The following is an 11,455-nucleotide window of genomic DNA, read 5'->3' as shown; positions in this document are numbered from 1 at the left end:
AGGCGGACGGCAAGCTGCGCCTCAGCGGCCTCGTAGGGTGACGTGCGTGCCCGTCGAACCGCCGCCCACTCCGTGGGAGTTCCCGAGTCGGGCGGACCTGGCGGCGCTGCCCGCGCAGGGCCCCGTCGAGGGGTACGGCGACGACGGCTCCGCCGACGCCAGCGACCTGGTCGGCATGGGGGCCGACCTCCAACCCGGCACCCTGCTCGCGGCCTACCGGACCGGCCTGTTCCCGATGCCCGAAGGACGTAGCGTCGGCTGGTGGAGCCCGGCGCGCCGCGGTGTCCTCCCGCTCGACGAACTGAAGGTGTCGCGGTCGATGCGCCGCGCGGCGCGCGGTTTCGAGATCCGCGTCGACACCGCCTTCGACGACGTCGTCACCGCGTGCGCCGACCCGCGGCGGCCGCACGGCTGGATCGACAAGCGGATCGCGCGGGCCTACGGCGCCCTGCACCGACTCGGATGGGCGCACTCCGTCGAGACCTGGCGCGAGGGCCGCCTCGTCGGTGGCCTGTACGGCGTCGCGATCGGCGGCCTTTTTGCCGGGGAGTCGATGTTCCACCACGAGACCGATGCGTCGAAGGTGGCGCTGATGGGCCTCGTCGAAGGGCTGCGGGCCGACCCGGCCGGCGCAGCGGGGGAGCGCCTGATCGACGTCCAGTGGGCCACCGCCCACCTGCAGGGGCTCGGTGTGCGCGAGATCCCGCGGGCGTCGTACATCGGAAGGCTCGAGGGCTTGCTCAACGTGGCGTGGCCTGACATGTTCGCGCCATGACTTCGATCAAGCGCCCGCTGGCCACCCTGGGCGCCAGCGTCCTCCTCGCTCTCTCCCTCACCGCCTGTGGCGGGGGCTACCCGTCCGACGCCTCGTCGAAGGACTTCTGCGGCGGCATCACCGACGTCGTCACGAAGTCCAGCGACCTGGCCGGCGAGGAGCCGACGGAGGACGAGTGGAAGGACATCCAGGGCGCCTACGCCGACCTGGGTGACATCGGCACGCCCGAGAAGATCAGCGACGAAGAGCGCGAGGGCTTCGAGATCGTGGTCGACGTGGTCACCGACCTGGACTACGAAGAGGCACAGAAGGAGTTCGGGGACAAGGGCGGCGAGGACAACTTGCCCGGGGTCTCCGATGACGAGAACAAGAAGGTCGAGAAGTTCTTCGAGTACGCACAGAAGGAATGTGCCGACGCGATCGCCGAATGACCGGTTGATCCCTCGCAGAACCCTTCCCAGCACCCTTCACAGATGGCCGGCCAACCGCCGGCCATCTGGCGTTTTCCTAACCTGTGAATAGTCTGAGACTGACAGGGCAGGGTGTGGTGGGCAGTTGGCTCACAGCCGCTGCCCTGTCCGCGGGCACAGCTCGGTGACCCGTGACTCCAGGAAAGGAATCACCCTGATGACCTCGATCAAGCGCCCCGTGGCTGCCGCAGGTGCCGCTGTCCTGCTTGCCCTCTCGCTCACTGCCTGTGGTGGCGGTGCTCCCGCCGACGCCTCCAAGGAGGACTACTGCAAGGCAGTCGGAGACGCCGGCAGCGAGGAGTTCGGCAAGGCGATCACCGACAAGGACTACGACAAGGCGGTCGACCTGATCAAGGAGAGCGCCGAGAAGATCGAAGAGGTCGGCACCCCCGAGGACATCTCGGACGAGGAGCGTGAGGGCTTCGAGATCCAGCTCGACGCCGTCAAGGGCCTCAGCGGAGACGACCTCAAGGAGGCCTTCGAGGCCGAGGAGGGCGAGGACCCGTTCGAGGCCGACCTGTCCAAGGACGAGAAGGAGAAGGTCGAGGCGTACAACAAGTACGAGACCGAGACCTGCTCCGAGGACAGCTCGGACGAGGGCTCCGACGACGGCGCGGGCAGCGACCCGGGAACGGACCTGCCGTCCGACGTCCCCTCGGGCATCCCCACGGACATCTCTCCCGAGGACCTCGCCAGCCTTCAGGAGGAGCTGGAGAACCTCACCGAGGGCGTCCCGACCCAGTGACCCTGGTCAGATGACGGTGGGCGGCTGGCCGGTGTCCGCAACCATGGCCCGGCCAGCCCGCTCCCACCCGATCATTCCGTCGATCAGGTTCACGACCTCGTAGCCCTGCTGGGCCAGGTAGGCACCCGCCCGCGCGGACCGTCCTCCGGCCTTGCACACGATCAGCGTCTGCTCCGGCTCGAGTTCCACGAACTCGCCCAGGCGCACGGGCAGGTCTCCGAGGGGAATGTGCACGGCACCGTCGATGTGTCCGGCAGCCCACTCGTCGTCCTCGCGGACGTCGAGGACCAGCAGGCCCGCGGGAATCGGGTTCGGCACACCATCGGTCTCGACTGAGGGGATCATGCGCTCAGTCTATTTCAGGAGCTTGCTCATGCGCCTGTCGGCGAGCGGCTTGCCGCCCGTCTGGCACGTTGCGCAGTACTGCAGGCTGGAGTCGGCGAAGGACACCTCGCGGACGATGTCGCCGCACACCGGGCAGGGCTTGCCGGTCTGTCCGTGCACGGCGAGGTTCGACTTCTTCTCGGCCTTGAGTTCGCTGGCGTGCAGGCCCCGCGACCGTTCGACCGCGTCGCCGAGGGTGGTGCGTACGGCGGCGTAGAGGATCGCGAGTTCCTCGTCGGTCAGGCCATCGGACGGCTTGAACGGCGACATCCGCGCGGCGTGCAGGATCTCGTCGGAGTAGGCGTTGCCGATGCCGGCGATGGTGCCCTGCTGGCGCAGCACCCCCTTGAGTTGCTTGCGTCCTGCGTCCTTGAGGATCCCGGCCAGCCGCTCGAGCGTGAACTCGTCGGCGAGCGGGTCCGGTCCGAGCGACGCGACCCGGGGGACGTCGAGCGGGTCGCGCACCAGGAACAGGGCGAGGGACTTCTTGGTGCCGGCCTCGGTGATGTCGAGGCCGGGCGTCAGGCCGTCCTGTTCGTCGAGGACCACCCGGACGGCGAGCGGCGACTTCGCGTTCGGTCGCGGCGGCAGCGCCGGTACGTCGTCCTTCCAGCGGATCCACCCGGCGCGCGCCAGGTGCAGCACGAGGTGCAGGCCGCTGGCTTCGATGTCGAGGAACTTGCCGTGTCGTCGTACGTCGTCGACGAGGGCACCCTCGATCGCGGCCAGGGGCGGGTCGTAGGTCTTGAGGGCGCTGAACGCGGCGATGTGGACGCGGGTGATGGCGCGCCCCGCGAGCCGGCTCCTCAGGTCCAGGGCCAGCGCCTCGACTTCGGGCAACTCGGGCACGGGAGAAGCCTAGATCCCCGTCCGGACAGGACCCGGGACCTTCGTCCTGATTGTGGCCGGCGGCAGTGACTTCGACTGGTGCGGCCCGGTTGGTCGGTCATTCGCACTCGGGCGCGATCCACCCCCCAACATTCTGAGGTCCCCCATGAACAAGCGCCTGCTCGCACCGCTTTCCCTCGCTGCCGCGGCCGTCCTCGGCTTCGCACCGTCCTCCGCCTCGGCCGCCGAGGACGCCTCCTGCGGCCAGCCGGCCGTCCCGGCCGTGTACTCCCAGGTCGACCACCCGGCCGTGGTCACCACGATCGGCGAGGTCACCCACGTCGAGTGGTTGTGGCAGCGGTCGATCCCGACGACCGAGTTCGAGTACGCCCGGACCGTCACCCCGGCCCAGGGCACCTGGTCGTGGAGCCGTCAGGTCGAGGCGATCGAGCGGGCCTGGGTCCAGACCGTGATCGACCGGGCGTTCGTGCCCGCGATCCCCGAGGTGGGCCACGAGGAGACGCAGGTCGTCACCCCCGCTGTCACGCGCACGGAGGCCGAGTTCGTCCACCAGCAGAGCGGTCGTACCCGGTGGGAGATCGCGGGATGGAACGCCGACGAAGGCGGCAAGGGTTGGTCGCCGACCGGCGCGACGCGCGTGATCGAGGTGACCCCGGCCGTCACGAAGACCGTGTGGATCGTCGACCAGGCCGCCGTACCCGCCGTGTCCGAGCTCTCCCACGTGGAGAAGACGTGGGTCGCCGACGGAACCTCTGGTCCGGCCGGATCGACCTCCACCGACGAGACCAGGGTCGTGAGTACGTCGACCGAGACGGCCGAGCTCGCTGCTGGTGACGAGCCGGCCGGTGCCGGTTGGGTCAAGGGCGACTTCACGCAGACCGCCGCCGCGATCATCGACAGTGTCTGGGCCGGCACGGCTCCGGATGGCTACGACCCGACCGGCGCCGAGCGGGCCGGTACGCCGACCGTCGAGCAGACGGACGTCGTCTCCGCGGCCGCGCCTGCCGGTGACGGCTGGGCGCAGGTCGACGGATCCGGCGTGACCGTCGTCGACGCGGCTTCGCACGACGTGGAGACCGCTGCCGCCTGGACCGAGATGGTGCTGGTGACCCCCGAGTTCCCGGCCACCGCGGCGTGCGTGGACGACCCGGATGACACGGACGACCCGGACGACGACGGCACGGATGACGACACCGACATCGAGAACGTCGTGGACACCGGCGACGACCTCGGCGACGTCGACGGTCTCGGTGACGAGGTCCCCGGCGAGGTCCTGGGCGCGGCCGAAACGCAGTCGGATGCGGTCCTGCCCGCCACCGGTGCCGTGGTCGAGCCGTGGCTCCTGGCCCTCGGTGCCGGCAGTGTCTTCGCCGGTGTCGGTGTCCTCTACCGGGGCCGTCACCGCAAGAGCTGACCTGCCGGTCGACGGGGATCGATCCGACACGCTAGCGGGATCTAAGGCTGAGGCTAGAGATCCCGATAGCGTCGGATCATGGATCCGATCCGCAACCCGTACGCCCCTGGCGCCGGTCAGCGTCCCCCTGAGCTGGCCGGCCGCGATGAGCAGCTCTCGGCGTTCGATGTGGTGCTCGAGCGCGTCTCGCGCGGTCGGCCTGAACGATCCCTGGTGCTGACCGGCCTGCGCGGTGTCGGCAAGACGGTGCTCCTCAACGCGCTCCGGTCGGCGGCGGTCCGCAAGGGCTGGGGGACCGGCAAGCTGGAGGCCCGGCCCGACCAGTCACTGCGCCGCCCGCTGTCCTCGGCGTTGCACCAGGCGGTCCGCGAACTCGGGCATCCCGAGGCCTCCGAGGCTGATCACGTCCTCGGCGTGATCCGCTCGTTCGCCCAGCGCGACGCGGGTGTGGACGCCAAGCTGCGTGACCGCTGGAGCCCGGGTATTGACGCACCGGTGGTGCGGGGACGGGCCGATTCCGGCGACATCGAGATCGACCTGGTCGAACTGCTCACCGACGTCGGCGGGCTCGCGGCCGATGTCGGCAAGGGCGTCGGCATCTTCATCGATGAAATGCAGGACCTCGGCCCCGACGACATCTCCGCACTGTGCGCCGCCTGTCACGAGCTGAGCCAGAACGGCCTGCCCGTCATTGTCGTCGGCGCCGGCCTCCCGCACCTCCCGGCCGTGCTGTCGGCCAGCAAGTCCTACTCCGAGCGGCTGTTCTCCTACCAGCGCATCGACCGCCTCTCCCGCGACGCCGCCGACCGTGCCCTCGTCGCTCCGGCGTCCGAGGAGGAGGCCGAGTTCACGGCCGAGGCCCTGTCCGCGATGTACGACGCCACCCGCGGCTACCCCTACTTCATCCAGGCCTACGGCCGCTCCGTCTGGGACCTCGCCCCGCGCACCCCGATCACCGCCGAGGACGTGGCCGTCGCCAGCCCCGAAGCCGAGCGCGAACTGGCCGTCGGGTTCTTCGGCTCCCGCTTCGAACGCGCCACCCCCGCCGAGCGCGACTACCTCCGCGCCATGGCCGACGCCACCACCGAGGAGGCCGACGACCCGGTCGGTTCCGTCGCCACGTCCGACGTGGCCGTCGTACTCGGGAAGAAGCCGCAGTCGCTCTCCCCGGCCCGCGACTCGTTGTTGAAGAAGGGGCTCATCTACTCCGGCGAGCGTGGCCGGATCGCGTTCACGGTGCCGCACTTCGGGCGGTACCTGCGCTCGCAGGCGTAGCAAATCGGTGGTTGAGGTGCGAGCGCACGCGTAGCAAATCGGTGGTTGAGGTGCGAGCGCAGCGAGCCTCGAAACCCCTACGCTGGCCCCGTGAGTCTCGCTCCCGAGGAAGCGCCGCGCCCCCCATCCGTGCTCCGCGCCTACGTACCGATCGTGCTGTTCATGTTCGTCTGCGGCATCGTGGGCCCGATCTTCCTGATCATGGGCCTGGTCGTGGATGACGAGCCGGGTACCGAGTGGCTGCTGCCGACGGGTATCGGCATCACACTCCTGGACCTCGCGATCGGCCTGCTGATCGGCACGACTCGCTACAAGTCGCAGATGAAGGTCTACCGGCTGAAGCAGGGGGGCCGGCCGGCCCAGGCGCAGGTGCTGTCGTTCGAGCAGACGGGGGTGGAGATCAACAGCGAACCGCTGATCTCGCTGAAGCTGCGGATCCACGGCGACGACATCGCGCCCTTCGAGGTGGAGGCCAAGAAGATCATCCCGGCGATGCGGATGCCCTTGCTGTACGTCGGCGAACTCCCCGTGCTCGTCGACCCCGAGTCGAAGGACTGGGAGTTCGACTGGGCCTCGGCGCGCCCGATCGCACCGATGACCTTTCCCCCCGCGGCACCCGTCGCCCCCGCGGAGACCCGGACGGCCGGGGAGCGGCTCGCCGAACTCGACGACCTGCTGCGCCGCGACCTCGTCAGTCGCGACGAGTACGACGCCAGCCGGGCCCGGATCATCGCGGAGCTCTGACAGGCGTTCGATTCAGTCGCTGAACGCGTAGTGGTCGAGCGGGAACCGCCGCGACGACCACATGGTCTCCAAGGTGGTGGCGGCCCGGAACGGCACATCGCCGTTGGCGTCGAAGTAGTAGCTGTTCGCCTGGCTGCAGGAGTCCTGGAAGAACACCTGGTGCTTGCGCCGGCCCAGTGACTGCGCGAAGTAGTTCTCATTGGCGTCGGCGGTCACCTCGACCCGGGTCGCTCCGTCGCGACGGGCGCGACGGAGGCAGCGCAGGATGTGGGCGCTCTGCGTCTCGATCAGGTTGAAGTACGACGACCCGTTGTAGCCGTACGGTCCGAGGATGGTGAAGAAGTTGGGGAACCCGGGAACGCTGACGCCCTGGTAGGCCTGGAAACGGTTCTCCTCCCACCACTTCTCCAGATCGAGGCCGTTCGCCCCGCGCACGATGAACGGCGGCATGTTGCCCTTCTCGAACACCTTGAAGCCGGTGGCGAGGACCAGGGTGTCGACCTCGTGCTCGGTGCCGTCGGTCGTCCGGACACCGGTCGCCGTGACCGCAGCGATGCCGGCCGTCTCCAGGGTCACGTTCGACCGGTTGAACGTGGGCAGGTAGGCGTTGGAGAAGCTGGGGCGCTTGCAGCCCAGGGCGTAGCGCGGGGTGAGTTTGTCGCGGACCTCTGGATCGCGCACGGCCTGGCGGAGGTATGCATGGCCGATCCGTTCGCCAACGCTCGCGATCGGGACGATGCCTGCGAAGTGGGCAGCGACCGGGAAGGTCGCCTCGACGAACGACTGGCTGGCCAGCCGGGCGAGGCGTCCGGCGCCGGGCAGCACCCGCAGGCCGGCGCGCGCCGGCCAGGGGAGCGCCGCGTCCGGCTTCGGCAGGCACCAGATGGGGGTCCGCTGGAAGACGGTGAGGTGCGCGGCCTGCTCGGCGATCTTCGGGATGGCCTGCACGGCGGAGGCGCCCGTGCCGATCACCGCCACCCGACGGCCGGTGAGGTCGACCTCGTGGTCCCAGCGCGCCGTGTGCATGACGGTGCCCGTGAAGTCGGCGAGACCCTCGATGTCGGGCAGCTTGGGCTGGGTCAGGACGCCCGTCGCGCTGACCACGTGGCGGGCCGTGATCACCTCGCCCGCGGCGGTGTCGAGTCGCCAGACGTGGGCGTCGTCGTCGAAGGTCGCCGCGACCACGGAGGTCCGCAAGCGGGTGCGGCGCCGGACGTCGTACTTGTCGACACAGTGCTCGGCATAGGCCTTCAGTTCGCTGCCGGGCGCGTACACCCGGGACCAGCCAGCCATCTGCTCGAAGGAGAACTGGTAGCTGAAGGAGGGGATGTCGACCGCAACGCCGGGGTAGGTGTTCCAGTGCCACGCGCCGCCGAGACCGTCGCCGGCCTCGAGCAGCAGGTAGTCGGCGAAGCCCGCCTTGTCGAGCAGGATGGCGGCACCGATGCCGGAGAAGCCGCCGCCGATGATCACGACCTCGTGGTCGGGGGTCGTGGTCATGCGTGGGCGTCCTCTCGGGAGCTGGTGCTGGCGAACGCGGACGACGTCCCCAGGATGATGCAGTCCACGTGGTGCTCGATGCCCTCGGCGCTGCGTACGCCGCCGGGCACGAACGCGTAGACCGGCCAGGTGATCAGGGTGCAGTGCGGTTGCTGCAGGGCGGCGTAGTAGCGCCCGTCGATGCGCGGACGGTGCCTGTTGAAGCGGCCGTCCGGCGTGAGTCGGCGCCGGGTCCAGGGATCGCGGACACCGAGCCGCAGGTGGAGGCGGGCGGCCGGCTGCACCAGCGCCCGGGGGAGCGCGATCGGCCACGGCACCAGCCAGTCGGGTTCCTCCTGGAACACCTTGACGGCGGCGGCGGTCCGCACGATCTCCGGTGCGATCACGGCGGCCTCACGGCCGGGGGCCAGGATCGCGACCCGCTGTCCCGTGAACGCCTGGCCGCGCCATTGCGACCCGCGCAGGAGCAGTCCTTCGAAGGGGCCGGTGCTCACGAGGCCACCGGTTCGTGGGTGAGTTCGTCCACCCATGCCTGGGGCTTGCCCAGGAGGCGTACGGGGATGTGCGAGGTCAGCTTCACCATCGGGTCGGCGAGCAGGCGGTGGTACGGCGAGGTGCGGTCCACCACCATCGCGGCCTGGGCGCGCAGCACGTGGTACGCCGGGATCCGCTGGGTGAAGTCGCCCCGTGACCCGATCGTGGCGAAGCGCTTCACCGCGTTGTAGAGCTTCTGCTCGGGCATGCCCATCGCCACGATGTTGTCGCGCATCTTGTTGATCAGCGGCACGAACACCACGATCAGGCCGAGGACGACCTGCGGCTTGAGCAGTGCGACCGATTCGATGATCAGCTTGTGCAGCGGGCCGGCGCCGATCAGCTCGAGCACCTGGAAGTCCACCGTGATGTGGCGTGCCTCGTCGGAGTTGATGTGCCGGAAGACCTGATGGCAGACGGGGTCGCTGACCTCGTCCAGCAGGAACTTCACGAGCGCACCGTCGAGCGCGCACTCCAGGAGCGGGATCAAGGTCGCCAGCCCGGTCAGGGGCAGGCTGTCGCCGTAGTCGTCGAGGACCTTGATCGCCAGCTTGACGTTGATGTTCGGCTCCGGGGGCTTGCCGTCCTCGTCCAGCATCCCCCAGCGCTTCATCAACGCCAGTTCGGCGTTGGCGTGCTTCTGCTCCTCAGCGTGGAAGTACTCGTAGATGCGGCGGATCGTCGGCGTCGGTGCCTTGGTCGCCAGCGACGCGAAACCGCGAGCCCCGACGTGCTCGATCCACACCAGGTCGGCCATGAACGGCATCATCTTGGCCCGGAGTTCGTCGGTGACCGTCTCTGCGCCGGGCGCGTCCCAGTCGATGTCGGCGAGCGACCACTGCTTGTCCTTGATCGTCTGCAACATCGCGTCGAAGTCGAACGTCGTGGATGTCATGGTCTTCCTCACTCGTCAGGAACGAACCGGCCGAGGAGGCCGGCCGCCCGGGTGTACGGCGCGGGCAGGAGTCGTTTGGTGCGCCAGAGCAGCTGCGCGTCGAGCTGGGGTACGACGTACAGGCGGCCCTTGTCGTGCGCGTCGAGCGTGGTGCGGGCCACCCGGTCGGCAGAGAATCCGGCGACGCGGGCGATCTTGCGGGCGAGCCCTGCCGCGCCGGCGTCGATGAGTTCGCCGTCGAAGATGTTGGTCTTGACGAAGGTCGGGCAGAGCACGGTGACGGCGATCCTGCTGCCGGCGAGTTCGGCGGCCAGGGTCTCGGACAGGCTGACGACGCCCGCCTTGCTCACGTTGTAGGCGCCCATCCGCGGCGCAGCCGTGAACCCGGCGGCGGAGGCCACGTTGATCACGCCGCCCCGGCCGGCTTCGCGCAGCGTCGGCACGAACACGTGGCAGCCGTGGATGACGCCCCACAGGTTGACGCCGATGGTCTGCTGCCAGTCGGCCATCGGCGCTTCGCCGACGACCTTGCCGCCGGCACCGATCCCGGCGTTGTTGATGACCAGGTGCGGTGCGTGGCCGAGCCAGTCGACGGCCGTGTCGTGCAGGGCCTGCACCTGGCCGAGGTCGCGGACGTCGCACCCGACGGCGACGGCCTCTCCTCCGGCGGAGGCAATCAGGTCGACCGTCTCCTTGAGCCCGATCTCGTCCACGTCGGAGCAGACCACCCGGCCGTCCCGGCGGGCGAGCTCCCGGGCGAAGGCCCGGCCGATCCCGCTGCCGGCGCCGGTCACGACGGCTCCCGCGTTGCGTGTCCGCTGACGTCCCATCACGCCTCCCTCACGAGCTTCAGTTCGCCGCGGCGGCTCTGGGCCTCCAGTTCGGCGTCGACGAAGGCGGCCGCCCGCTTCAGGGCACGGTCTGCCTCGGGCACCAGACGCGGCAGCGCCTGGAAGACATGCATCTGTTCGGGCCACACCTCCAGCTGGCAACGGGCTCCTGCCGACTCGAGGCAGCGGGCCAGCTCGATGGCGTCGCCGGCGAGCATCTCCCGGCCTCCGGCCTGGACCAGCGTGGGTGGGAACCGGTCGGCCCCGTCGAAGGTGAAGCGCAGGCGCGGGTGGGTCTCGCCGGCGACGTACAGGTCGACCAGGCGGGCGGCCTTGGATGCCGAGGTCATCGGGTCCCGGCGCATCCGTTCGCGGGACGCGGCCAGCGCCATGGTCAGGTCGAGGACGGGCGAGAACGCGACGAGGGCGACCGGAGGGGTCCGGCCCTCGCGGATCAACTCGAGGGCGAGGTCGACCGCGAGGTGGCCCCCAGCCGAGTCGCCGGCCAGGACGATCCGGTCGGCGGGGTGACCCTCGCCGAGCAGCCACTCGTACGCCGCCCGCACGTCGTCCGCGGCGCTGGGGAAGCGGTGGGAAGGCGCGAGCCGGTAGTCGCAGGCGAACACGGGGAGTCCGGTCTTCGCGGACAGTCGCGTGGTGATGCCGCGGTGGGTCCGGGCCGAGCAGATCGTGTAGGCGCTGCCGTGGATGTAGAGGATCACGGCGTCCTCGCGGTCGGCACCGGGCGCCCGCACCCACTCGCCGCGCGGGCTCGGTCCGGTGGCCACCGGTTTGGCGACCCGACTGATCCTGCTCCCGCGAACCGGTGGGCCGACGGCGGCCATGAAGGTCGCGACGAGGCCCCGGGTGAACCGGATGCCGGGGGTGTTCAGCGGGATCGCCAGGGTCAGCGGGCGGAGAGTGACGGCCGTCAGGTCGGCCGTCATCCTGCTGCGAAGCGAGCCGCGTCGTCGAGGCTCAATCTGAAGGCGCATGCCGTCAGATTGCATTCTGAGGGCACCTGCCGTCAAGATGTTCGT

Annotated in this window: 13 protein-coding genes; 6 read left to right on the top strand and 7 right to left on the bottom strand. The window is 69.8% G+C overall.

Annotated elements, in window-relative coordinates:
* Positions 1–46: 46 nt before the first annotated feature.
* The 3 genes from aat (at position 47) to HRC28_RS01660 (ending at position 1,990) form a co-directional block, all read left to right on the top strand.
* Positions 47–775: a leucyl/phenylalanyl-tRNA--protein transferase gene (gene aat, locus HRC28_RS01670; protein WP_182378360.1), complete on the top strand. Its 729-nt coding sequence runs from the start codon at positions 47–49 to the stop codon at positions 773–775.
* Positions 772–1,206: a hypothetical protein gene (locus HRC28_RS01665; RefSeq protein WP_182378359.1), complete on the top strand. Its 435-nt coding sequence runs from the start codon at positions 772–774 to the stop codon at positions 1,204–1,206. Before aat ends, HRC28_RS01665 begins: the two co-directional genes overlap by 4 nt.
* A gap of 196 nt (positions 1,207–1,402) precedes the next feature.
* On the top strand, positions 1,403–1,990 hold the full coding sequence (locus HRC28_RS01660; RefSeq protein ID WP_182378358.1) for a hypothetical protein: 588 nt from the start codon (positions 1,403–1,405) through the stop codon (positions 1,988–1,990).
* Positions 1,991–1,996: 6 nt separating this feature from the next.
* Here HRC28_RS01660 and HRC28_RS01655 read toward each other — a convergent pair whose 3' ends face one another.
* Together HRC28_RS01655 and HRC28_RS01650 are read right to left on the bottom strand one after the other, a co-directional pair.
* Positions 1,997–2,335 (bottom strand): rhodanese-like domain-containing protein, encoded by a 339-nt coding sequence (locus HRC28_RS01655; RefSeq protein ID WP_182378357.1) that lies wholly within the window; start codon positions 2,333–2,335, stop codon positions 1,997–1,999.
* Positions 2,336–2,344: 9 nt separating this feature from the next.
* The gene (locus tag HRC28_RS01650) at positions 2,345–3,223 is read right to left on the bottom strand and encodes an Fpg/Nei family DNA glycosylase (protein ID WP_182378356.1); all 879 of its coding nucleotides are present in this window, start codon (positions 3,221–3,223) and stop codon (positions 2,345–2,347) included.
* Between the two features lie 145 nt (positions 3,224–3,368).
* On the opposite strand from HRC28_RS01650, the gene HRC28_RS01645 reads away from it, so the two are divergent.
* The 3 genes from HRC28_RS01645 to HRC28_RS01635 all read left to right on the top strand — a co-directional run bounded on the left by HRC28_RS01645 (position 3,369) and on the right by HRC28_RS01635 (position 6,656).
* On the top strand, positions 3,369–4,637 hold the full coding sequence (locus tag HRC28_RS01645; RefSeq protein WP_182378355.1) for an LPXTG cell wall anchor domain-containing protein: 1,269 nt from the start codon (positions 3,369–3,371) through the stop codon (positions 4,635–4,637).
* 78 nt (positions 4,638–4,715) lie between these two features.
* Positions 4,716–5,912: an ATP-binding protein gene (locus HRC28_RS01640; RefSeq protein WP_182378354.1), complete on the top strand. Its 1,197-nt coding sequence runs from the start codon at positions 4,716–4,718 to the stop codon at positions 5,910–5,912.
* Positions 5,913–6,002: 90 nt separating this feature from the next.
* Complete coding sequence (locus HRC28_RS01635; protein WP_182378353.1) at positions 6,003–6,656, top strand: SHOCT domain-containing protein; 654 nt, start codon at positions 6,003–6,005, stop codon at positions 6,654–6,656.
* Positions 6,657–6,668: 12 nt separating this feature from the next.
* Here HRC28_RS01635 and HRC28_RS01630 read toward each other — a convergent pair whose 3' ends face one another.
* Genes HRC28_RS01630 through HRC28_RS01610 form a run of 5 tightly spaced genes read right to left on the bottom strand, consistent with a single transcriptional unit; the run spans position 6,669 to position 11,410 of the window.
* Positions 6,669–8,156: an NAD(P)/FAD-dependent oxidoreductase gene (locus tag HRC28_RS01630; protein ID WP_182378352.1), complete on the bottom strand. Its 1,488-nt coding sequence runs from the start codon at positions 8,154–8,156 to the stop codon at positions 6,669–6,671.
* Positions 8,153–8,650, bottom strand: a complete 498-nt coding sequence (locus tag HRC28_RS01625) for an FAD-dependent oxidoreductase (protein ID WP_182378351.1) — start codon at positions 8,648–8,650, stop codon at positions 8,153–8,155. Before HRC28_RS01625 ends, HRC28_RS01630 begins: the two co-directional genes overlap by 4 nt.
* Complete coding sequence (locus HRC28_RS01620) at positions 8,647–9,585, bottom strand: ferritin-like domain-containing protein (protein WP_182378350.1); 939 nt, start codon at positions 9,583–9,585, stop codon at positions 8,647–8,649. The genes HRC28_RS01625 and HRC28_RS01620 overlap by 4 nt, the downstream gene beginning before the upstream one ends.
* A gap of 8 nt (positions 9,586–9,593) precedes the next feature.
* A complete protein-coding gene (locus tag HRC28_RS01615; RefSeq protein ID WP_182378349.1) occupies positions 9,594–10,415 on the bottom strand; it encodes an SDR family NAD(P)-dependent oxidoreductase in 822 nt (273 codons plus the stop codon).
* Positions 10,415–11,410 carry an alpha/beta hydrolase gene (locus HRC28_RS01610; protein ID WP_202033193.1) on the bottom strand — a complete coding sequence of 332 codons (996 nt, stop codon included), beginning with the start codon at positions 11,408–11,410 and terminating at the stop codon, positions 10,415–10,417. The genes HRC28_RS01615 and HRC28_RS01610 overlap by 1 nt, the downstream gene beginning before the upstream one ends.
* Between the last annotated feature and the right edge of the window lie 45 nt (positions 11,411–11,455).

The organism is Nocardioides sp. WS12 (genome assembly GCF_014108865.1).
Taxonomy (GTDB): Bacteria; Actinomycetota; Actinomycetes; order Propionibacteriales; family Nocardioidaceae; genus Nocardioides.
Note: the sequence above shows the minus strand (reverse complement) of the source record. Positions and strands in the feature narration are given on the sequence as shown.